This window comes from Paenibacillus dauci, from assembly GCF_000971985.1.
In the GTDB taxonomy this organism is placed as follows: Bacteria; Bacillota; Bacilli; order Paenibacillales; family Paenibacillaceae; genus Saccharibacillus; species Saccharibacillus dauci.
On sequence record NZ_LAQQ01000009.1, the window covers coordinates 60,729 to 83,679 of the forward strand.

21 protein-coding genes are annotated in these 22,951 nt (G+C 48.1%); 6 read left to right on the top strand and 15 right to left on the bottom strand.

From position 1 onward, the window contains the following. Positions 1 to 124: 124 nt before the first annotated feature. Positions 125 to 781 carry a hypothetical protein gene (locus WH46_RS21780; protein WP_017814113.1) on the bottom strand — a complete coding sequence of 219 codons (657 nt, stop codon included), beginning with the start codon at positions 779 to 781 and terminating at the stop codon, positions 125 to 127. A gap of 159 nt (positions 782 to 940) precedes the next feature. On the opposite strand from WH46_RS21780, the gene WH46_RS21785 reads away from it, so the two are divergent. The 3 genes from WH46_RS21785 (at position 941) to WH46_RS21795 (ending at position 3,149) form a co-directional block, all read left to right on the top strand. Then, the gene (locus tag WH46_RS21785) at positions 941 to 1,918 is read left to right on the top strand and encodes an arsenic resistance protein (protein ID WP_017814114.1); all 978 of its coding nucleotides are present in this window, start codon (positions 941 to 943) and stop codon (positions 1,916 to 1,918) included. Between the two features lie 95 nt (positions 1,919 to 2,013). Continuing rightward, positions 2,014 to 2,439: a hypothetical protein gene (locus WH46_RS21790; protein ID WP_017814115.1), complete on the top strand. Its 426-nt coding sequence runs from the start codon at positions 2,014 to 2,016 to the stop codon at positions 2,437 to 2,439. Between the two features lie 38 nt (positions 2,440 to 2,477). After that, entirely contained in the window at positions 2,478 to 3,149 is a 672-nt protein-coding gene (locus tag WH46_RS21795; protein ID WP_017814116.1) for a DUF2306 domain-containing protein, read from the top strand. 185 nt (positions 3,150 to 3,334) lie between these two features. Here the strand turns inward: WH46_RS21795 and WH46_RS21800 are convergent, their stop codons facing one another. The 3 genes from WH46_RS21800 to WH46_RS21815 form a co-directional block, all read right to left on the bottom strand. Then, entirely contained in the window at positions 3,335 to 4,315 is a 981-nt protein-coding gene (locus WH46_RS21800; RefSeq protein WP_017814117.1) for an MBL fold metallo-hydrolase, read from the bottom strand. A gap of 178 nt (positions 4,316 to 4,493) precedes the next feature. Then, positions 4,494 to 5,087 carry a hypothetical protein gene (locus WH46_RS23950; protein WP_017814119.1) on the bottom strand — a complete coding sequence of 198 codons (594 nt, stop codon included), beginning with the start codon at positions 5,085 to 5,087 and terminating at the stop codon, positions 4,494 to 4,496. Between the two features lie 252 nt (positions 5,088 to 5,339). After that, on the bottom strand, positions 5,340 to 5,771 hold the full coding sequence (locus tag WH46_RS21815) for a hypothetical protein (protein WP_017814120.1): 432 nt from the start codon (positions 5,769 to 5,771) through the stop codon (positions 5,340 to 5,342). Positions 5,772 to 6,616: 845 nt separating this feature from the next. On the opposite strand from WH46_RS21815, the gene WH46_RS21820 reads away from it, so the two are divergent. Further along, positions 6,617 to 7,369: a DeoR/GlpR family DNA-binding transcription regulator gene (locus WH46_RS21820; RefSeq protein WP_017814121.1), complete on the top strand. Its 753-nt coding sequence runs from the start codon at positions 6,617 to 6,619 to the stop codon at positions 7,367 to 7,369. A 265-nt stretch (positions 7,370 to 7,634) separates the two neighbouring features. On the opposite strand, the gene fba is transcribed toward WH46_RS21820, so the two are convergent. From fba to iolA, 6 genes are all read right to left on the bottom strand, one after another. Next, entirely contained in the window at positions 7,635 to 8,516 is an 882-nt protein-coding gene (gene fba, locus WH46_RS21825; protein ID WP_017814122.1) for a class II fructose-1,6-bisphosphate aldolase, read from the bottom strand. A 29-nt stretch (positions 8,517 to 8,545) separates the two neighbouring features. Then, positions 8,546 to 9,412 (bottom strand): sugar phosphate isomerase/epimerase family protein, encoded by an 867-nt coding sequence (locus tag WH46_RS21830; RefSeq protein ID WP_017814123.1) that lies wholly within the window; start codon positions 9,410 to 9,412, stop codon positions 8,546 to 8,548. Positions 9,413 to 9,435: 23 nt separating this feature from the next. Further along, positions 9,436 to 11,349 carry a 3D-(3,5/4)-trihydroxycyclohexane-1,2-dione acylhydrolase (decyclizing) gene (gene iolD, locus WH46_RS21835; protein ID WP_017814124.1) on the bottom strand — a complete coding sequence of 638 codons (1,914 nt, stop codon included), beginning with the start codon at positions 11,347 to 11,349 and terminating at the stop codon, positions 9,436 to 9,438. Positions 11,350 to 11,386: 37 nt separating this feature from the next. Continuing rightward, the gene (gene iolC, locus WH46_RS21840) at positions 11,387 to 12,376 is read right to left on the bottom strand and encodes a 5-dehydro-2-deoxygluconokinase (protein ID WP_017814125.1); all 990 of its coding nucleotides are present in this window, start codon (positions 12,374 to 12,376) and stop codon (positions 11,387 to 11,389) included. Positions 12,377 to 12,445: 69 nt separating this feature from the next. After that, entirely contained in the window at positions 12,446 to 13,267 is an 822-nt protein-coding gene (iolB, locus tag WH46_RS21845) for a 5-deoxy-glucuronate isomerase (RefSeq protein WP_017814126.1), read from the bottom strand. 14 nt (positions 13,268 to 13,281) lie between these two features. Beyond that, positions 13,282 to 14,757: a methylmalonate-semialdehyde dehydrogenase gene (iolA, locus tag WH46_RS21850; RefSeq protein WP_017814127.1), complete on the bottom strand. Its 1,476-nt coding sequence runs from the start codon at positions 14,755 to 14,757 to the stop codon at positions 13,282 to 13,284. 472 nt (positions 14,758 to 15,229) lie between these two features. Between iolA and WH46_RS21855 the strand changes: the two genes are divergently transcribed. Both WH46_RS21855 and WH46_RS21860 read left to right on the top strand, forming a co-directional pair. Beyond that, positions 15,230 to 15,979: a DeoR/GlpR family DNA-binding transcription regulator gene (locus WH46_RS21855; protein ID WP_017814128.1), complete on the top strand. Its 750-nt coding sequence runs from the start codon at positions 15,230 to 15,232 to the stop codon at positions 15,977 to 15,979. 27 nt (positions 15,980 to 16,006) lie between these two features. Beyond that, positions 16,007 to 16,396: a tautomerase family protein gene (locus tag WH46_RS21860; RefSeq protein ID WP_017814129.1), complete on the top strand. Its 390-nt coding sequence runs from the start codon at positions 16,007 to 16,009 to the stop codon at positions 16,394 to 16,396. A gap of 226 nt (positions 16,397 to 16,622) precedes the next feature. Here the strand turns inward: WH46_RS21860 and iolI are convergent, their stop codons facing one another. From iolI to WH46_RS21885, 5 genes are all read right to left on the bottom strand, one after another. Beyond that, positions 16,623 to 17,468 (bottom strand): 2-keto-myo-inositol isomerase, encoded by an 846-nt coding sequence (gene iolI / locus WH46_RS21865; protein ID WP_017814131.1) that lies wholly within the window; start codon positions 17,466 to 17,468, stop codon positions 16,623 to 16,625. Positions 17,469 to 17,605: 137 nt separating this feature from the next. Next, positions 17,606 to 18,640, bottom strand: a complete 1,035-nt coding sequence (locus tag WH46_RS21870) for a bifunctional inositol 2-dehydrogenase/D-chiro-inositol 1-dehydrogenase (protein WP_017814132.1) — start codon at positions 18,638 to 18,640, stop codon at positions 17,606 to 17,608. Positions 18,641 to 18,688: 48 nt separating this feature from the next. After that, complete coding sequence (locus WH46_RS21875; RefSeq protein ID WP_046228350.1) at positions 18,689 to 20,122, bottom strand: sugar porter family MFS transporter; 1,434 nt, start codon at positions 20,120 to 20,122, stop codon at positions 18,689 to 18,691. After that, the gene (gene iolE / locus WH46_RS21880) at positions 20,112 to 21,038 is read right to left on the bottom strand and encodes a myo-inosose-2 dehydratase (RefSeq protein ID WP_017814134.1); all 927 of its coding nucleotides are present in this window, start codon (positions 21,036 to 21,038) and stop codon (positions 20,112 to 20,114) included. The genes WH46_RS21875 and iolE overlap by 11 nt, the downstream gene beginning before the upstream one ends. A 335-nt stretch (positions 21,039 to 21,373) precedes the next feature. After that, complete coding sequence (locus tag WH46_RS21885; RefSeq protein ID WP_017814135.1) at positions 21,374 to 22,741, bottom strand: Nramp family divalent metal transporter; 1,368 nt, start codon at positions 22,739 to 22,741, stop codon at positions 21,374 to 21,376. Positions 22,742 to 22,951 lie beyond the last annotated feature (210 nt).

A 22,951-nucleotide genomic window follows, 5' to 3' on the forward strand; every position in this document is an offset into this window, starting at 1 on the left:
ACAGAACAAACCAGCTTGAATCTCAGCAAAATACACCTGCTGCTATAACATCACTATAGCAGCAGGTGTATTTTGTGTTTTTTGATCGATTTATTCCTAATTATAAATAAGTTTTTGTCCTATACTATCGTGGCAACGGTGGTGGATCTTCCTCGTGCTTCGGTTCCTCTGTCACCCGGTGAGTGAGCTTGATATCCGGGCTGCGCCAGCGATAACGCTGCTCCTCACGTTCTTGGCGTTCCTTGCCTTCACTCGATATCCATTTGAGTACGAGCAGCCAGATGAGGCACACAGCCGTAAATACATAGATCAGACGCATTGGCAGAAGTCCTGCATAATTGCGGATCAGCATACCTGATAGCAGCAACAATTCCAGCACCGGAAACAGCAGTACCGAAAGAAAACGAGAAGGCAGCTGCTGTCCATGACGCTTGCGAACAATCAGCGTAGGAATGATATAGGCCAGAGTAATATACAGTGCAATCAGGGCAAATCCATTACTAAGTCGTCCACCATACGTGGTGAACGGGATAAAAGCCGCCGACCATCCCTGGCGTAGACCAATATTAAGCAGACTCATTACGCCCTGCACGACTGTTACGGCAAGACCTGTATAGACGAGTCCGGAGCGCCAGCGATGCCAGATTAAACGTTTGTTATCAGACAGCATCGACATACTGCCAAATATTCCGATCATTGCCGCAATCAGCAATGCTAAATAAGCGAATAAGCGTAATCCCTGTACAATCAGATCTATTGCCATGCTGTCTGCATTGTTCATGGTGTGTGCCCCTTTCGTAGCCTGGGCTATAATAGTGTGTTTATTGTAAAAGAGATAGCTTAAGATACGATGAAAAAGCAATTAATTCCAGTTAAATCCTGTCTGGGTGATAAAACGTTGTATGATATAATCGAACAAAAACAAAAGGAGCCCCTGCGCTTGATTACAAGAGAAACTCTCGAACGTCAACAAATTGGGATTTATCTGCTGCTGCTTGTACTCGGTATCCTGATTGGTACTTTTGCGCCTGCGGGCGGAGCGACACTGGACATACTCCTGTCTCCTTTGCTGGCGATATTGTTGTACAGCATGTTTGTACAGATCCCTTTTATACATATCAGAAAAAGCATGGGCAATGCAATATTCATGACTGCCCTGCTGCTTGTTAATTTTGTAATCGTACCGCTGGTTGTCTGGCTGCTGATCACGCTGTTTCCTCAGCCCACACCGGCTCTGATCGGGATCTGCCTTGTTCTGCTGACCCCCTGTATTGATTATGTGATCGTCTTTACCGGACTGGGACGCGGCAATGAACAGCTGATGCTGGCAGCGACACCACTGCTCCTTATTGTACAGCTGATTCTGCTGCCATTCTACCTTAGCCTTTTTATCGGTACATCGGCGGCGGGAATGATGCAGACTGGGCCTTTTATTTCTACATTTATTATGCTGATCCTGATTCCGCTACTACTGGCGATTGCTACCCAGCTATGGGCCAAACGAAAACAAGCAGGCAGTCAATGGCAGCAGCTGACCGCCTGGCTGCCGGTTCCGTTGATGGGACTGGTATTGTTCGTTATTACGGCTTCGCAGATTCACCGCGTGTACGAAGATATCCAGGTCGTCCTCGGTGTGCTGCCGATCTATGTAATATTCGCAATTGTCATGCCTGCAGCAGCAAGTCTGATTGCGCGGCTCTTCCGGCTGGATATCGGTGCAGGCCGGGCGCTGATCTTCAGCTCAAGCACACGCAATTCACTGGTTGTACTGCCGCTGGCTCTGGCACTGCCTCCGTCATGGGCACTTACTGCAGCAGCCGTGATCGTCACCCAGACGATGGTCGAACTGATAGCGGAGCTGATCTATATCCGGATTGTTCCTTCGCTGCTGCTGCGCTCACGGACTTCTGAGCAGTAGAGGCTCCCAGCGGGTAATGAAAAAGAGAATCCTGTCTAACCATCCCAGCATATCCTGATAGATCCCAATTCACCTTAACGATAGGAGTGGCCTGCATGTCGGACGAAGTTCACCGGATACACAAAGTTCCTTTTAGCAAAATCAGCGGTCTGCTGAATATCAGGCAAAAAATCGTAAATGTCTATCCCGACCACGTTAACAAGATGGTCATTGTCGAGACGGAAAAGCTGTCCCGCAAAGTCGACACCGTCGTTATAGAGGTCAAAAACAACTATCTCGATATCCGTAAAATGACCGCCGCCGAGTACAACCAGCGGCCCTATGAACCCCATGTGGCAGACAAACTCAAAGCACTGCTCGATGATGCCGAACGAGATGCCCTGCTGCACAGTCTCCAGCATACGATACGTCATACGGAGATTCAGCTGGATCACGAATCGTCTCCTCAGCTCCGGGAGCAAAGCGAGCAGTTTCTGAGCCATGCCCGGCGAGCGCTGTCCAAGCTGACCGATGGTGCCTGAGATACCCTGCAACAAATAATGATGACACGAGGTTGCTGATGAATAAATCAATTCGGCAGCTGCTGTATATGCTGCTGCTTGCATTTGCACTGATTTATACGATATATACACTGTACCTGAATCTGTTCCTCGATCCTGGAGCAGCCGATTTTCTGATTCACAAAACAGAGGAAAACCGTCCGCAGAACATACCGCTCTGGCTTAATATTATGTACATTCATGTTATTGCAGCCTGTCTCGCTATGGTAAGCGGCGCACTGAATTTCTCATCCTATTTGCTTCGTCGATACCGCCGCTGGCACCGAGTAAATGGTTATTTGTATATATTCGCTGTGCTGATTGTTGATCTGACGTCCGGGTATCTCGCTCCTTATGCGACAGGCAGCAAGATAACGAGTATTCCATTCAATCTGGTGAACATCGCATGGCTATGGATTACGATTACTGCGTTGGTGCAGATCAAGCGTGGCAATCTATTCCGGCATCGCCGCTGGATGGTGCGCAGTTATGTATTCTGCTTTACGAATATGTTTATTCACGGAATTAGTCTGATCGGCCAGCATCTATTGGGAATGGAATACAGACTGAGTTATATTTGCGGGGTATATGGAGCAATTGTGGTCAATATCGTCATAGCTGAATTCATAAATCGTACTCTTTTCCGCCATCCAGTAGCTATGACCAGGTTAACCACTGAACCAAACAAGTAACGGGATCGTTAATCGACAAAAAGGGCTCCCATAACGGAAGCCCTTTTTGTTGTATTTACTATTGTACAATCCGGTAATTCATATTCTGCCAATACATATAGAACGACCTTATCCGTTCCTGTACGGTACTACTCTATAAGCACACTGTTAATCATAGCGGTGATGATTCTCTGCTTACCCCTGATTTACTTTGCCGAAAACGTAATGATCCCGTTCTGTTCCTGACGCTGTGCACGTCCCAGACGTTCCAGCTCTACCAGATGGGCCAGTGTCTCCGACATAGCGAATCGCAGTTGATGCAGAGTCAGCTCATTATTAAACAGACTGCTGCATACTTCGTAACCGGTGCAGGACTTCTCGCGTATCCGCTCTTCCATCGCCTGCAGCCGTTCTTCATGATGCAGCAATAGCTTCTCTGTACGTTCACGGAAATGGGTGAATGGACGACGGTGTCCCGGATAAGCCAGCTCTACTTCATACTGTCCAAGCTCACGCAGTCCAATCAGATATGATTCCAGCGGCGACGGATCGCTACCGGGTACCAGACTGATATTGGGCGAGATCTGCGGCAGTACCGCATCGCCGCAAAATAGAAGACGCTGATCCGGCTGGTAAAAGGAAATATGACCTGCTGCATGGCCAGATGTCTCGATCGTCTCCCATAGGCGCCCGCCAATCTCCAACGGCTGTCCTGGCTCGATCAGACTCACTTCAGGCTGCGGCATCACCTGCGGCACAAAGCTGTCCAGATGGTCAGGCAGCCGGGAAGTGATCTCCTCCGGCATCCCGTGACTGGCAAACAGCTGTACCAGATCCTGTGCAGCCGTATTACCCGGCGCCCAGGAACGGTTGGCTTCTGCCAGTGCACGTGCAGAGATCCAGACCGGCATATCGCCCTTCTCCTGGAACCAACCGGACAAACCATAATGATCCGGATGATGATGGGTCAGTACAATGGAACGAATCGCGCTAATCGGAATATCCAGTGTCTGGAGTACCTGCTGCCAGGCCTGCTCATTTACTTCCGAGCGCGGACCCGGATCAATAATACTGTAGCCTGTACTGTCGCCGATCACATAGCTGTTGACCCAGCGCAGCGGATAGGACATGGCTATTTTCACCTGGATGATACCCTGTTCATCCCGGGTGATTTCAGGTAATTGCATAATAATGTAAGCCTCCATCCGGATAATATGCAGAAGATTCTGCTACAATATTTTCATCTTAGCATAGTTATACAGAGGGCACTAGAGAAGGCATACAGACCTGTTGATCGCTTTGCAGATGCCCGTTCTGCTGCGTTCGACTGGATAATCCCAATTTATATAGAGCAGGCATCCATGCTTATTTGGATGTAACCGGTACAACAAATGTAGCTTCATGCAGCTTGAGCTCCGAATCGTAATGAGAGACATACACAGTTACCGTATCCGACTTCTCACTGAATGCATAGGTCCATATCCCGTGTTGCAGACGATGATCTTGATTCCCCAGTGCACTGCCGGACGTCTCCATACTGGGGAGATGGACAGGATACGTGGCGTCTCCTGTCTGGCTATGCTGATTGCTCACTTCAAAGTTTGCTTTGGAAAATTCCAATCCGAGACCTGCTCCGTGCTGGCTATCGTCAAAGCCTGTATTCCTGTAGCTATAGTCCATCACCAGCACCTGATTCACCTGACGAACCTTGCTGTCATAATCGTTTTTGGCTGCACGGGCAGTTGTCGGATAGACTGCATTGACCGTAAATTCCCACTCACCATCCACTTTCCATATTTCTCCCGCTCGATAAATATGATTGGCTGCAGCGTTCGCTTGGGTCGAAGTTGGCGAAAAGACATTTGTCTTGGTCGGCATCATCACGAATAGACTAACTATCACTCCTGCGAGCAGTACCGACAGGGCAAATATAGTCCATTTTTTCTTTTTGAAATTCATTGTATTATAGTCCCTTCTTCCATTCTTCCATAAAGAAGTGCAAAAAAATTGTTTGGCAAAAGTACCGGCCCACCAATTCCTGTCTGCACTTTTACCATTCTAGTCTCTGTATTCAAGCAATTCGTTAAAAACTGGTTAAAGCAGCTATGTAAATATAAGCCCAGAACGCACGAAAACCCTTCTGTTTCACCTATGTATGCGACCATCAGGTGAATGTCAAAAGGGTTTTTCTCGTAATCGTACTACCATTGCTCAATAGCTTTCTTCCCAAGGATTGAACATTTCGTGCTTGAAGTAAGTGGTATCTGCTGCTTTTTCTTCCCAGTTCCACATTTTTTGGCTAGCTTTTTCGATTTCTTCATTTTTGATTTCGCGGATTTGATCCAGGATGGTGTAATCTTTGCCCATCTCTTTTTGATGTTCCCAGATAACGAACATGATGCTGTCGAGGCTGTCACCATAACCGACGATGTTTACTTTACCAGCGTGATCGTTCAGTCCTACATTGAAGAAATCATTAGTAACGATATATTTGTCATTTTCCATGTGGTAGATAGCAGCCCATTGTTCTACTTCATTTGTTCCTTTTGTTGTTTCAGTATTTTCTACGAAACGGAACCAACCTCCAGATACCGGTTTTGCTTTCTCCATAATTTTCACGTCAGTCAGTTGATTGTAATTCATAGGTTAATCCCCCTTAGTTTATGTTCATCATTAGTTTTGGTAATTGTTGGTATATCCGATCGTTCATGCGCCTTTGTGCTTGTTAATTAGTTTATCGGAAAATTCTGCATATTATTTATAGCATTTTCCTCACATTCGCGCTTTTCCGACAATTTATTTAATGTTTTGCGTTTTTGTTGGTGTCTTAAGTATGCCTCTGGTACCACTATTTGCACAATAGGAAATGGTTCTTAATACTTAATAGTAATTGGTCATGCATATCCTACTATTTTCCGGTACAGCCGGGATTGCGTAATTACTATATTTTTAACCAGAGAGAATTGAACAAATCCGAAAACACTGATTTAATCAAATTTAATACAAAATTACTAGAAATAAGATACTTTTTGAGTCTATACGTCAGGAACTATATCTATTATTCGCCACCATCCAGAATTTGGTTTACCTTAAATCCCAATTTGCCGGAAAAGGCTGCTGGATCGTCGATATAGTCCTATTCCTAACGTATATGCTCCACTTCCAAATCATGACGTAAAAAAGCTGTATATTTACTGATTGGATCAAGTCATTTTAGGCTGCAATTCCGACTATTTTATTGATTTTGTATCAATCTATGCCGCTTATAGCCGGTTCCGGGTCTATTTATAGAGGGGGATAGGAAGGTTGGGACCACCAGGCCGGTTCCGAATTGGAGGCGGAATCGTTTTTTGATTTGTAATCGCCTGCCCTGGGCACGTACAATGTAGGAAGAGATCTACAGGATTCGGATTTCAATACAGGGTTAAAATACCCTTACCCGAATAATCGATGACTTTTCGTAAAATTGACATTAGGAGAATAAGTACATGATCAAAACGCAGCGGATTAATCAAATTAAAGAATATGTATTCGAACATGACTCCGTATCATTGGAAGAACTGGTCGAGCATTTTGGGGTATCGATGAATACGATTCGCCGGGATGTAAGTGCCCTGGTGAAGACCGGCATTCTCAAAAAAGTATATGGCGGCGTATCGGTGAATCATTCCAAGCTGATTGTATTCGACGAACGCAAGGACCATAACCTGACCAAAAAGCAGGAAATCGGTCAGCTGGCTGCGCAGTTTGTGGAAGATGGCGACGTTATCTTCGTGGACTCCGGTACAACTACGCTGGAGCTATTACCTTATATCAAAGACAAACAACTGACGGTCGTTACGAATAATTTTGACTTCATTCATCAGGCGAGAACTTCGCCTAATCTGACCATTTTCTCAACCGGCGGAATGTTTGAACGGAAAACCGATTCTTTTGTAGGCTTTCAGAGTGTAGAACTGCTCAATAAATACAATATCAATAAAGCATTCATCGCTTCTACCGGTATCTCAATCGCCAACGGTGTCACCAACTCGTCTCCGCTGGAGACCGATATCAAAACTACCGTCGTTAACAAAAGTTCCAATGTGCTGCTCATGATTGATGACAGCAAGTTTGATAAATATGCACTAACTACCTACTGTGCGCTAAGCGATATCGATTATCTGATCACCAACAGCCAGCCTGGCGAGGAGTATCAGCATTATGCCGCCCAGCATCAGATTACGATTGTAACGCCATAATCTCTCACTTATCCCTGTCTTTTCTTCAATAAACGGGTACGTATAGAGACCATTAGTAGGAAGCGGTTACAGATACAAAGTATGCCCAATCCAAAAAGCCTTTCTACACGTTGCGGTACGATTACCGCAGGTCAGAAAGGCTTTTTGAATTGCTATTTAAATGGATATTCATATTTCCTACCCAAGCTCTGCTAGCCTAGCCTATAGAACTCACGGCAACTACTGGCACAAAATAAAAGCTACCTTGTTCAGCTTATCTATCTGCCTATTCTGCAATCTTCTCCTGCAGACGGCTGGCTTTGCCACTGGAGCCAAATTCGCGGATTTTGGCCTGGGCGGCTTCCCGAATGGCTTCACGGGCAGGAGTTAGGATTTTGCGCGGCTCGGTAGTATCCAGATCTTCGGCGAGTGTACGGCGAAGCTGCAGGGACCAGGCAGTAATACATTCCGTATTGATATTTACTTTGGCATGCCCCAGCTCTATCGCCCGGTGCAGCTGGTGAAGAGGGATTCCCGAAGCGCCGTGCAGCACCAGCGGGATGCCCACTGCCCGGGAAATCTCCTCCATCTCTTTGAATCCCAGCTTGGGTTCACCGACATATTTACCATGCACCGATCCAAGGGCAGCTGCCAGCGCATCAATACCGGTCTCTTCGACCAACTGTGTGCATTCCTGCAGGTCGGCATACTGGATACCACCGATCAGGCCGTCTTCCATGCCTCCGACTGTACCCACTTCCGCTTCGACCGATACGCCAGCTGAACGCGCATACTGGACAACCTGCCAGGTATCCCGGATATTGGTTGCGATTGGATCATGGGAGCCGTCATACATTACCGAGGAGAATCCGGCGTCGATCGCCTGGCGGCAGCTGTCTACTGTCTTGCCATGATCCAGATGGAGAGCAACCGGTACGGTGATTCCTTTGTCCTCGATCAGTACATTGACCATGGTCGCTACCATTCGATAGCCGCCCAGGAAATCGATCAGACGGTCCGACGCAGCGACGATAACAGGTGCATTCTCCGCCTGTGCAGCTTCCAGTATCGCATGTGCCCAGGATAATCCGTTTACGTTGAACTGACCGACGGCGCACTGCTCCTGTCTGGCCTGCTGCAGCATTTCCTTCATTGATACCAGAGCCATATGATTACCTCCATTCTGCTGTGCCCGGATCAGGCCAGTCTCAATCCTTCCTTCATCTTCTTCAGCATCAGTGCACTGGATTCTTCCGGACGATCACTATAGGCAAATACGGCATTGGTTGCGATACCGTCAAATTTCATTTCGCGAAGCTTGCGGAACAGGGTATCAAAGTCTACATCGCCTTCCCCGATATTCAGATGCTGATGCACGGTTACCTGGGCATCCGGCGGATTGATAATATAGCGTAGCCCGTAAGCGGCTTTGTGGTTAAAGGTATCCGCGAACAATACATGATCCACCAGATCGCCGGCTTCATCAAGCATCTTGGCAATATCACCTACACCGTCATCATAGAAGAACGTATGGGCAACCGAATATACCAGTTTGATCCATGGCTGATCCAGCGCACGGATCATATCGATCGCACCGGTGTTGGTCTCGATAAAGTCATACGGGTGGGCTTGCAGATTCAGACGCACCCCTTCCTTTTCAAAAACAGGAATCAGCTCATCCATCGACTTGACGAATTTCTCCTCCGAAGCCAGCGCTTCGTATTTGGAACCGCTAAATTCGCTGTTCATCAGATCCACGTCCAGCTCGACAGCTACTTCAATCGCTCGCTTCCAGTTGCGTACAGCTGCCTGGCGACGTTCTTCATCGGGTCCTGCCCAGTGATAAAGCGGCAGCAGCGAGGACAGCTTGACACCGGCTTCACTCATCCATTTTTTGACCTGCTTGATCTTTTGCTTGTCTACCCGCGGATATTTGTAAAATGGACAAAAGTCCTCACGCGGCGACAGCTCGATATATTCGTAGCCCATATCCGCTACTTTGAAGATCATTTCCTCCAGTGATAAGGAATCCCGAAAATGCGTAGGATCGTAAGCCAGCTTCATGATAGTTCCTCCCTGTTCTGCAATTAGTATTGTTTGGATTTCTCCAGCATCTTCTGCTTGTGCTCATAGGCCTGACGGATACTGTCTTTGTCGGAGACTTCGGCTACTCCGACATGCCACCAGCTGTCATAACCATCGGTCATGGTTTTCGGGAGTACTTTCATCTCGATCAGTGTAGAGACATTTTGTTGTTTGGCATCTGCCAGAGCAGCCTGAAGTTCTTCGACCGTGTTGGCACGGTACGTCTTGGCCCCGTAACCTTCGGCGACTTTGGCATAATCGATATTCATAATCTGCTGGTCCGCATTCCGAAATTCACAATAGTAACTGCCACTGCCATGATCCATCTGCAGATTGTTGATACAGCCAAAGCCGGAATTGTCGAACAGCAGGATATTGATTTTGTGCTGATACTGGATCGCCGTGATCAGCTCGGAGTGCAGCATGAGGAAGCTGCCGTCACCGACGATGGAATATACTTCACGATCCGGATTGGCTAGTTTGATCCCGAGTGCACCGGACACCTCGTAACCCATACAGGAATACCCGTATTCCAGATGGTACGTATTTGGTACGGTCGGATTCCAGGCACGCTGCAGATCACCTGGCAGTGAGCCTGCCGAGGACAGGATAATACTGTCGGGAGCAATCGCATCATTGATGGCAATCAGCGCAGTAGTCTGTGTCAGTTCGGTACCGAGCGCATCCGCATATTCATTCAGGATATCCTGGGAGAAGTGATTCTTCACTTCCGGCGTGAATCCCGAGCGCTGGAACTTCACTTTGCCCAGACGGTCACGTTCTGCATCCCACTGCTGCTTGAGTTCGGCAATTGCCGGAGCAAAATCGCTCTTGTAACCATCCAGCCGCTCAAGCAGTCTAGCCAGTGTCGTCTTCGCATCTGCAACTACCTGCACTGCGTCCAGCTTGTATGCCTGCAGCCGGCTGACATTAATATTCAGGAAGCGGGTATTGTCAAAGTCAAAAGCCGTCTTGGATGACGTCGCAAAGTCGGTATACCGCGTACCGATCCCGATTACCAGATCTGCCTGTCTGGCTGCTGTATTGGCTGCCAGTGTACCGGTGATGCCCATGCCGCCCAGATTGTTTTTAAATGTATACTCGACTGCCGATTTGCCGGCCTGGGTCTCAACCAGCGGAATATCATACTTTTCGGAAAAGGCGATCAGCTCTTCTCTCGCTTCCGCATACTTGACTCCTCCACCGACCAGGATCAGCGGTTTGCGGCTGCTGCGGATAATCTCTTCGGCTGCCTGCAGTTCACGCTCGCTCGGTTCGAGACGGTCGATATAATGCACCCTCTTCTGGAAAAAAGACTCTTCATAATCAAAAGCTTCCGATTCTGTATCCTGGCAGATGCAGATCGTAACCGGACCGCTGCGCGCCGGATCGGTCAATACTTCAAAACCGCGGAGCAGACTGCTCATCAGCTGCTCCGGACGAGTAACACGATCCCAGTAACGGGATACCGGCTTGAGCGCATCATTGGTCGTTACAGCAGCGCTGTATTCCTGCTCTACCTGCTGGAGTACAGGGTCCGGCTGACGTGTGGCAAATGTATCTGCCGGCAGCAGCAGCACCGGAATATTGTTGGCCAGTGCTGTACCTGCTGCTGTCACCAGATTGGCTGATCCCGGACCCGATGATGTAGAGACGGCGTAGATTTTCTGGCGCAACTTTTCCTTGCTGTAAGCAAGGGCAGCATGAGCCATCCCCTGCTCATTTTTGCCCTGGAATACTTTGAGGTGACCCGGGTCCTGCTCGAGTGCCTGACCGATGCCAAGCACGTTGCCGTGTCCAAATACAGTGAAGATTCCTTCCACAAATGGAGTTTCCCGTCCATCGATATGAATATACTGCTGATTCAGAAATTTAATCAGCGCTTGTGCAGTCGTTAATCTGATCTTGTTTCCCATATGTGCCTCCACCTTTGATTGAAGTGTGCCTGCTGTGTCAGGACTGGATGAGCGGCTGGCGCTCAATCAGCGCCTCGATTTCCTCTGCGGTAGGCATCGCCTCCGAAGAACTGTGCTTGCTGACCACAATCGATGCGGAAGCGCTACCATATTTGAGCGACGTCTCGATGTCTTTGCCGCGAATCAGCGCGTAGAGCAGTGCCGAAGCATAGGAATCTCCCGCGCCGAATGTTTTGAGAACCTGGGTCTTGTAGGCATGTGCACGGAACGTCTGACCATCACGTGTGTAGGCATACGAACCTTCTACTCCATGCTTGATGACGACCAGCTCTGCACTATGTGCAAATAGATGACGCGTTGTATATTCATTGGAGCCCTGCAGTGTGTTCTCCATCATATCGTACTCATCCCGGGTACCGATGACAATATCGCATTGCTCGGCAACCATTGAATAATAGACCGCCGTCTCTTCACGGGAAGCCCATGTATACGGACGATAATCCAGTTCGAAAGCGATCCGGACATTGTTTTTCTTGGCCAGCTGGATGGCTCGCAGGGCTGCTTCACGGGAAGGGCTCTGGGCAAAGGCTGTACCAGAGATTAGTAATAGACCAGTCTGACGGATATAGTCTTCATCCACTTCCTCCGGACGCAGGTACAGATCGGCGACCTGATCACGGTACATCAGAATGCTGCATTCCTCGGGACTTTTGATTTCGGTAAAGGCAAGCCCGGTCTTATGACCCTCAGTGTCTACAATAAACCGTGAGGTATCTACACCTGCTTTGCCCATATAGGAACGAATAAAACGTCCATGCTGGTCATCGGCAATTTTACCGATAAATCCGGTTTTCAACCCTAGCTTGGCTCCGCCGATAGCAATATTCGCAGGCGAGCCGCCTACATATTTGGAGAAGGTCATCGTCTCTTCCATCGGACGATTATATTCTACTGCGTTCAGGTCGATACAGGCCCGACCCAACGTGATCAGTTCGAATGTCTTGGTATTATCGAATGCAATCTTCATATCGTCACCGCTCTTTCTTCCATAGGTTAAGGGTTCGGGACAGCTGAGTGGCTCAGGTGGAATTCCAGACTATTCGCGCTCCAGAGTCCACTCATGATCCGGATCATTATAAAATTTCCATATGCGCGTTGGACCGGCCATCACATTCAGATAGTAGGACGTATAACCGTCGGGTACTCCGACCGGATGGTATCCTTTGGGAACAAGTACCACATCGCCATGCTCCACAGCCATTGTTTCGTCAAGAAGACGATCATCTGTATATACACGCTGGAAAACAAAGCCCTGCTGCGGATCCAGTTCATGATAATATGTTTCTTCCAGAAACGATTCTTCCGGCAGATTATCCTGATCATGCTTGTGCGGCGGATAACTGGAGAAGTTCCCGGCTTCGGTATAGACTTCCACGACCAACAGGCTGCTGGCAGCAGGATGGTTATCCGGCAGGATATTATGCACCATACGGCGGTTCTGATACTTGCCGCGATGTTCCACACCTACCTCGTTCGCCGGGATCAGTACAGTAGGAAGCGGCTTGAGGGCAGACGCGTAGCAGAGAGCCACCCGCGCCTGACTGACGCCTTCTATACGGAAAGTATGTCCGCCGGAGACAAATACACTGTCTGTCGGCTTCTTCTCAAATACGCTATCACGTGTGCCGATTCCGGTAAATGAATGTTCGCCCTCGGTAATGGTAATACGGCCGGTGACAGCAACAATACAGCATTCCAGATCAGTCAGTTCTTCTTCATGGACAGCACCGGGAGCAAGGTCAATCATGCGGAAGCCTACATACTCCAGTGGTGATTCGGCAATGTTCAGGTCATGGACAACAGTTACTCCGTTGTCCTGAGATTGGGACTGCGGTTTGCGCAGCAGATGACTGGTCAAAGCGGATTCCTCCTCTATTCAAATGTAGGTTCCGCATAACGGGCGGTAACTACCTTTTTGCGAGTATAAAAATCGACACTGTCTTTGCCGTTGGCATGAAGCGTTCCATAGAAGGAAGACTTCCAGCCGGAGAATGGGAAGAATGCCATCGGTGCCGGAACACCCAGGTTAATTCCCAGCATACCTGCATCGATGTTTTCACGGAAGTAGCGAATCGCATTCGCATTGCTGGTGAACAGACAGGCTCCATTGGCAAATTCCGACTGATTGGCAATCTCAACCGCTTCCTTGAGATTTTTCACACGGATCACGGACAGCACTGGAGCGAAGATTTCTTCTTTCCAGATCGTCATGTCTGTCGTTACGCCTTCAAAGATCGTCGGGCCGATAAAGTATCCATCTCCCTCCATCCGCTCACGTCCATCGGTCAGCAGGGTGGCACCTTCTTCCAGGCCTTTCTCGATATAACGGATCGTACGTTCCTTGTTCTCTTCACGAATAACCGGGCCGAGGAATACACCATCATCCAGACCATTACCGATTTTCACGCTCAGTGACTTCTCTTTGAGACGGGCGATAAATTCATCAGCGATGCCTTCCTCTACTGTAACAACCGCACAAGCCATGCAGCGTTCACCGGCAGAACCGAATGCCGCGGAGACTACATTCGTAATCGTATCATCGAGGTTCGCATCATTCAGTACAATCGTATGATTTTTGGCACCGGTTAGTGCCTGTACACGTTTGAGGTTCTCGCTGCCTTTTTTGTATACATACTCGCCCACCGGCTTGGAACCGACAAAGGAAATCGCTTTGATCTCCGGATGCTCCAGAATGCCGTTGACCACATCATGTGCACCATAGACGATATTGAACACGCCGTCCGGCAAGCCCGCTTCCGTAAATAGTTCTGCCAGCTTCTCGGTCAGCAGCGGTGTACGCTCGGAAGGTTTTAAAATAAATGTATTGCCCAGCGAGATGGCCATCGGGAACATCCAGCATGGAACCATCATCGGGAAGTTGAATGGAGCGATACCACCTACCACACCGATTGGATAGCGATAGTTGGTCGCTTCCACATCTGTTGCGATCGAAGCGAGGGAGTCGCCCATCATCAGGGAAGGCGATCCTGCAGCAAATTCTACATTTTCGATGCCGCGCTGCACTTCGCCCAATGCTTCTGTCAGATTCTTGCCGTTCTCGATCGTGATCAGATGTGCCAGATCCTGCTTGTTTTGCTGCAGCAGCTGCTGGTAGTTGAACAAAATGCGTGCACGACGCGGTACGGCAATCTGTTTCCATTTATGAAAAGCAGCCAGCGCAATCTCGGCAGCATATTCTACGTCTTCACGTGTAGAGATCGGTACCTGACAAATCAGTTCGCCGGTAGCTGGATTGTAAACGTCTTCATAATTGGTCGTTTTGCTTTCCAACCATTTGCCACCGATATAGTTTTTCAACTTTCTTGCGGTAGATGTCAACGTGCTCATTGGATTGCTCCTCTCGATATCACATTTATTTTAAAACCTGCCAAACACAATCACAACTTGGTTATATATTGGTTATATTTTTATCATATATAATATAAATATAACCGTCAACCCTTATTAGCACACAAACATGATCATTTACTCAAAACAGGTAAAAAGGCATGGTTATCTGCTGCCTTCTTTCTATAAAAGACCCGATGCAACTTATATAAATCAAGATAGACAAACATCATAAAAACGCTGCTATTAAAGCATTTAAATCCTTTATTCCAAGATATAAACAAATCTTGTATGCACTCTTATTCTCCAATGAACACTTGCTAAAAGAAAAATATACAAATCAAATTATATGTAAATAGATGCTCTTTTTATCTCATTTCATTATTATATCTGTATACAATTTTAATTAACTATTGATAAACTTTTGGTTATAAACTATATTGGGAGTATAACAGATAACAGGAGAATGCCTATGAAAGCCAGACGACTTCAAGATATCGAAGAATACATTCATTCACGTAAAAATGTAACCCTGGATGAATTGTGCCTCAAATTCGACGTATCCAAGAATACGATCCGGCGTGATATCAACCAGATTATGCAGCGCGGCTCGATTGAGAAAGTGTATGGAGGTGTAAGCGCTATCACTGAGCTGGTTCCTTTTGAGAACCGGAATATCAAGCATCAGCCCGAGAAGCATAGTATTGGCCGATTGGCCGCAGACTGTATCGAGGATAATGACCTGATTTTTATTGATTCCGGAACGACGACGCGCAATATTATCGATTATCTGGCACCAGGACGTCCACTCACTATTTTGACCAACAGTCTGGATGTGATCAATGGAGTAGCAGATATGGAATATATCAATCTGCTCGTGATCGGAAATACGTATAAACGCAGTACCCGTTCTTTTGTCGGGATGGATGATATCCGGTCGCTGGAGAAATATAACGTTAACAAAGCCTTTATGGCGGCTACGGGAGTCAGTATTGTCCATGGCCTCACCAACTCGGACCTGCTGGAATACGAGATCAAAAAAGTAATCGCCCAAAAAGCGCAAAATCTGATTCTACTAGCGGATCTCAGCAAGTTTGGCCGTTCTACCCTGCTCACTTATGCACCGCTCGAAAGTGTGCACACCATCATCTCTTCGGAGCCTTTGCCCGAGGAATACCAGCAATTCTGTATGACGCATCAGATTCGCTCGCGTCATCCATAGTAACTATATATGAAGGAGGAACAAATTATGCCATTATTACGATTTGATCTATTTCAGGGACGCAGTCCAGAGCAGCTCAAGCTGCTGCTTGATACTGCTCATGAAGCCATGGTGGAAGCTTTTGACGTTCCCGCTTCGGACCGCTACCAGATTGTGCACCAGCATCCCACCGGAGAGATGGTTATCGAGGATACCGGTCTTGGTTATCCCCGCACCTCGGCTATGGTCGTGATCAGCGTAACGAGCAAGCAGCGTACTACCGAGCAAAAGCAGCGTCTGTATGAGCTGCTGGCCCAGCGGCTGCAGGAACAATGCAGTCTGGCTCCTACCGATCTGATGGTCTCTATTGTTGAGAACGGCAATGCGGACTGGAGCTTTGGCATGGGAGAGGCACAATTTATTACCGGCTCCCTCTAAGACAGATGAATGTTATATAAAGGTAGCTCTACCAGAAAGCGATCCGGCATATCTATTGCTGGATCGCCTTCTTTGCCTGCAGAGGGCTGCAATTGTACACAAAGTGGCATGAACATGCACGTCAAAATCCCCCCTGCTCACCGTAACCGGTATACAAGGAGGATTTGCAAATAATGAATGCTTTTCATCTGTGCTGCATTCTGACTACGATGTGGACGTTCTATTTCTATACCTGTTCCAGCGTATAATGGCGAGCAAGCACCTGCAGGGTTGTTTCTTTGGCGATACGGATCGCTTCTTCCGCATCCAATTCATAATATTCCGGACGGAACAGCTCGACAGAAGCCACATCCGAATATCCCTTCTGCTTGATTGTCGACAGAATATAGTCCAGATCAATAGCGCCCTGACCTGGCCATACCCGATCCTCATCCGTCAGGAAGCCGATCGGATAGTCTTCCGTATCATCCATATGCAGAATAAAGATCTTGCTGGCATCTGCACGTTCCAGGTCTTCACGCTTGGAACCCATCGCATGGAAATGGAAACAGTCCAGCACCAGTCCTACATTGGCACGGTCTACCGCTTCCACAATATCGTAGGCCTGGCCGAATGTATTCACTGTACACTGTGGATGACCTACAAATTCCACTGCCACCCCAATGCCGTAAGGCGCTGCCAGATCGGATAGCTCACGCAGTACACTGACACAGCTCTGATGGATATCAGACTTCAGAATTTTCTGTTCGGCAACCAGTGGTACAGCCACAATATATTCAATGCCCAACTTGGAACCCATCTCCAGCATTCCGCGGAACTCCTTGATGATCTCCTGGTATTCTTCCTCGCTCCGATTGTTAAAAAACACCAGCGCATTAAAGGCAAGCGGCTTGATATGATGCGTCTGGAAATACTGAACCAGGTCATCCAGCGAATGATTTTCCAGATATTCAGGCAGCTTGTCCATGGTACGAATCTCGATATAGTCGTATCCATGCTTTTCACAGTATTCCAGATCCTTGACCAGATTAGAATTGTTGAGGGTTGTCGCTTGATTAAAACACAGTTTCATGGGTTTTCTCTCCTGTCTTTATGCATAATGGATGTATTCCGGCTTATCCTTTGTCGCAAAATACTAATGGACAGCCGGAACCATCAACTTCAAGGAATACATGTAATTACGTATGCATTGCCTGGAATTACCTACTCCTAGACACGATGCAGTGCAGAATCTCCATACAGCTCCGGCTTCTCTCCGAACTCTACCGATTCCTTTTGACCGGAATCCTGCGCTTTGACACAGGCATCCGCTGTGACCGCTGCCACATATCCATCCCAGGCTGTAGGTCCTTGTGGTTCGCCGCCGTTACTGACCGCGTCGATAAAGTCCTGCAGCTCACGGTCATAGGCATCAATGAACCGCTCTTTCCAGTCCATGAGCAGATGATTACCAAGCTTGGCGTCTTTACGGAACGTAATGCTTGGCACTTCCGGCAGTTTGATTACACCTTCTTCTCCCACTACCTCACATTGAATATCGTAACCATATTTGCAGTTAACGAAAATCTCGGCTTTGATCAGTACACCGCCCTTGGTCTCCATAGTGACGATCTGTGGATCGCGCAGATGACTGGAAGCCAGACGGGTCTTTTTGGGGAAACTCACCTGTACAGACTCGTAATCATCATTGATCAGCCAGTGCAGCACATCGATCTCATGGATCAATGTATCCGTGATCGCCATATCGGTGGTATAGCCATCATTAACTTCCGGATTGCGATGGGCACAGTGAATCATCAGCGGCTCTCCGATAAAGCGCTCGTCTATTGCACGCTTCAGCTGCTGGTAACCGGCATCATAACGCCGCATAAAGCCTACTTGAACAAGACGCTTGCCATGTTTGACTTCCGCTTCTACAATTTCGCGGCAGCCGGCTGCTGTTGTAGCCAGCGGCTTTTCACAGAATACATACTTGCCCGCCTGAATGCCGGCCATAACACTCTGCTGATGGGCAGGTCCCCAGCTGGTTACGAGAATCGCATCCACATCCGGCGCCTGAACGAGCGATTGATCATCAGGATAGATTTTGGCATCCAGATTAAAATTCTCTACCACTGCCCGGGCTGCTTCCATATTCACATCGGTTACGGCTACAATCTTGCCGCCCGAGAGTCCGTTCGTAATGCGACGAATATGTTCGCGTCCGATTGCCCCTGTACCAATTACACCGATATTCAACGTCATAATAATATCCTCCTGTAGCTGTATAGTATGTGTATGATGGCTAATACTTTATTCCACCGGCGCAGCTTTGGCTGCATAAGTCTGATCATTTTCAAGGTTTTTTTTACCATGGGAGCGGAATTTCTGTTCCAGTTCTTCGAGGGACAGACCTTTGGTCTCCGGCAGTACAAGTTTGACAAAGGTAATCGCCAGCAGGCCCAGAGCTGCGAAAATATAGAAAGTCGCGGATAATCCGATACCACCAAGCAGAACCGGGAACAGCAGTCCTACCAGGAAATTGATGATCCACAGGCAAAATACAGTCATGCCCATACCAAATCCACGCAAACGCAGCGGGAAAATCTCGGACAGCATCAGCCAGGTGACCGGTGAGATCGCTCCCTGCTGGAAAGCCAGAAACGTAACGGTTAACGCGAGGACAACATAAGGCAGACTTGGCGAGCCCGCCAGCCATGCAGTGGCAACCGCAATCAGCAGCAGACAGGTCGTCGTACCGATCAGTCCGGTGAGCAGCATCGGACGCCGGCCCACACGGCCAAGCAGCCAGATCCCTACGAAGGTAGCCAGCACGGAAATCACCCCATTGGCGATATTACCGATCAGCGCCGCTTTGGTCTCAAAGCCGGCATCTTTTAGAATTTCCGTACCATAGTACATGATCGAATTGACACCGGTAATCTGTTGGACAATCGCGATTCCGATCCCGATCCACATAATTCGGCGAACCCATGGAATCGCCAGATCCTTGAATCCGGCTTTTTGCAATTCTTTCTCCTGCTTGAGATTGTTCTGAATCTGCGCGAGCTCGGAAGCGGCATCCTGTTCGCTGCGAATTCTTTTCAATACACCCAGAGCTTCATCATCTTTTTGTTTGGAGACGAGCCAGCGCGGACTTTCCGGTACACGCAACATACCGAAGAACAGCAGAATGGCCGGCAGTGCTGCAACAATCAGCATATATCTCCATACATGGGAGCTATCGCCCATCATCGTGCCGAGAATAGCATTAATGACAAAAGCCAACAGCTGTCCGCTAACAATCATCAATTCATTGCGCGTGACAATCCCGCCGCGCCGATCGGCCGGAGACATTTCCGCCAGAAAGGAAGGTACCGTGACTGAAGCGCCTCCGACTGCGATTCCGAGCAGAAAGCGGGCAGCTACCATAATGGCTACGTTCGGTGCGAGTGTACATCCTACCGTAGCGATAAAAAAGAGAATAGACAGAAACAGAATGTTTTTGCGGCGGCCATTACGATCGGACATCCGTCCACCAAAAATGGCTCCAAATGCAGCGCCCAGCAGCAGCGAGCTGGCAACCAAACCTTGTGTAAACGTATTCAAATTTAGCTGGTCAGCTGCAGACATATAAGGCAGTGCCCCGTTGATCACACCGGTATCATAACCAAAAAGCAGACCACCCAGTGTAGAGATAATAATAATTTTACCGAGGAACGCTTTTTGAGTCGCTTCATTTTGCATATTGTTCGCCTCTCTTTCCATTCCATTCCCGGGTGAGCAGCATCTCATCAATATATCGGCGTGCGATCAATGCGTATTCCAGAGGATGCGCTACAGCCGGGTCCTGCTCGGCTTCGATTACAATCCACCCACGGTATTCCTGTTCCAGCAACAGATCATATACATCTACAAAATTAATGCAGCCATCTCCAGGTACGGTGAACATTCCGCTCAAAAAAGATTGCATAAATGATTTGCCCGCAGAACGGCAGTCATCCAGTACCAGACGGCGTGCATCCTTGAAGTGCACATGCCGGATGCGCGAAATATGCCGCTGAAGCAGTGTCATATAATCACCGTCCGAGACAAAGATATGTCCCGTATCATACAGCAGATGAACATACGCCGGATTCGTCCCTGCCATGAGCCGGTCGATCTCTGCCAGCGTCTGCACGCCCGTACCCATATGATGATGATAAACAAGCTTCAGTCCGTAGTTGTCGGCAGCTTTGCCAAGCTGATCCAGTCCCTCGCATAGTGTGTCCCACTCGCTGTCTGTAAAATACGGCTTCTCGGCAAATACGTTTTTGTCGAGTCCCTGTACACTGTAGGATTGCTCGGATACGACGATCACGTCTGCTCCTACTGCCTGCAGATAACGGCACTGTGTATGAAAATTTTCCAGTACGTTCTCCAATCCGTCACGGATCAAAAAGCTGCTGAACCACTGCCCGGCAATGCTGAGCTTGCGCAGCTGCAGTTCCTTATTCAGTATGTCCTCAGAAGGGAAAAAACCGCCAACTTCAGTTCCTTCAAAACCGGCTACCACAATATCACTCAGCAAATGTTGTAATGTATTCCCAGCGCCAATCTCCGGAATATCATCATTACGCCAACCTATCGGGGCTATTCCCCAGCGGATGTTCTGTTCGCTCATAACCGTCCTCCTCTTTCGGCAACATACTGATAATAAATTGATTAACTTTTGATCACTATCTGATTACATATTAATATTAAAAGCGCTTTCAGTCAATTGTTTTATTAACGTTTTCTAATTTTCCGCCTTTTGTATTGGTCTCTATGCTTTTTTACCTAAGTTAATAAAGAAAAACCCATTTTAATGAGTAATTTATGGTTAACTCTGTATGTATCTCTATTCTTTCTTCTATATTAAGTAAGTAATCAGCACAACAAAAAAGCTGTGTTCCGCACATTTGGCACGGAACACAGCTTCTTGTTTATAATCTATTCGTTTTACTTTATATGATGTTTTTAGCCGAATGCGTGTCCGGTTACTATAATGTAGGCCAGCAGGAACACATTCAGTACCACAATCAGTCCGGTCGCCAGCCAGGCGATACTTTTGACGATTGCACCATTGGCAAAGGTACCCATCTTCTGACGGTCACTGGTGAATTTGACCAGTGGTATAACAGCAAACGGCAGCTGCAGGCTTAGTACGACCTGACTCCACAGCAGCAAATCTCCGGTACCGCTGGAGCCGTATAACCAGGTTACGACAAATGCAGGGATTACAGCCAGCAGACGTGTAATGATCCGGCGCAGTACCGGGGAGATACGCAGCTGTACGAATCCTTCCATAACGATCTGACCAGCCAGTGTACCGGTAATGGTCGAGTTCTGACCGGAAGCCAGCAGTGCGACAGCGAACAGGGTGCTCGCTATACCTACACCCAGTGTCGGACTGAGCAGCTCATAGGCGCCTTCAATCTCCGATACCTGCAGACCATGTCCATAGAATGCAGCGGCTCCCAGAATCAGGATCGCCGAGTTGATAATAAAAGCAATCGTCAGCGAGAATGCCGAATCCAGACGGGCAAAGCGAACAGCCTCGCGTCGACCTGCTTCATCCCGCTTGTACTGGCGGGACTGAATAATCGAAGAATGCAGATACAGATTATGCGGCATAACCGTTGCACCGAGAATCCCCAGTGCTACGAACAGCATTCCCGAATTGGTGACTACCTCCAGCTTTGGCACATATCCACCGAAGATTGCTGCCACATCCGGACGTGCCGCAATCATTTCAAAAATAAATACAACGAAGATTGTGGCGATCAGTACGATAACGATCGATTCGATAATGCGGAATCCCTTTTTCTGTAGCAGCAAAAGCAGCAGAACATCCAGTGTTGTAATCACGATGCCCCACAGCAGCGGAATGCCAAACAGCAGATTCAGTGCGATCGCCGAACCAATGACCTCAGCCAGATCGGTTGCGATAATGGCTAGCTCTGTCAGAATCCATAGAAACACCGCTGTCTTTTTGCCGGTCGCATCACGTGTTGCCTGCGCCAGGTCCTTGCCCGTGACGATCCCCAGCTTGGCAGCCAGTGTCTGGAGCAGCATTGCGATCAGACTTGATAACAGTACGACCGACAGCAGGGTATATCCGAACCTTGATCCTCCGGCGATCGAGGTCGCCCAGTTCCCCGGGTCCATGTATCCCACTGCTACCAGGGCGCCAGGTCCTGCAAATGCAAAAAACTTGCGCCAGAAACCGGCATTCTGCGGGATGCTGACTGTATTGTTCACTTCTTCCAGACTGATAGAAGAGCTGCTGCGCAGCCAGCTCTTTTTGGCTTCAGGCTGTTTTATTTCAGTATCGGTATTCTCCATATTCTCTCTCCCTCACTTCTCTTACGCCCTCTTTGGCTTGATTTCTGAATAGATTCAGCAAGTTCTCTATGTTGGTCTTGCCAGATGTACGGTTGCAATTTATACATATGCTTCTGAACATATTTTGCACTCGTGCAACTTATTTGTCAATAGCTAACCTTTATGGATGAGAGCAATTTAAAATTAAAATAATACCCCGTTGTTCCTCGT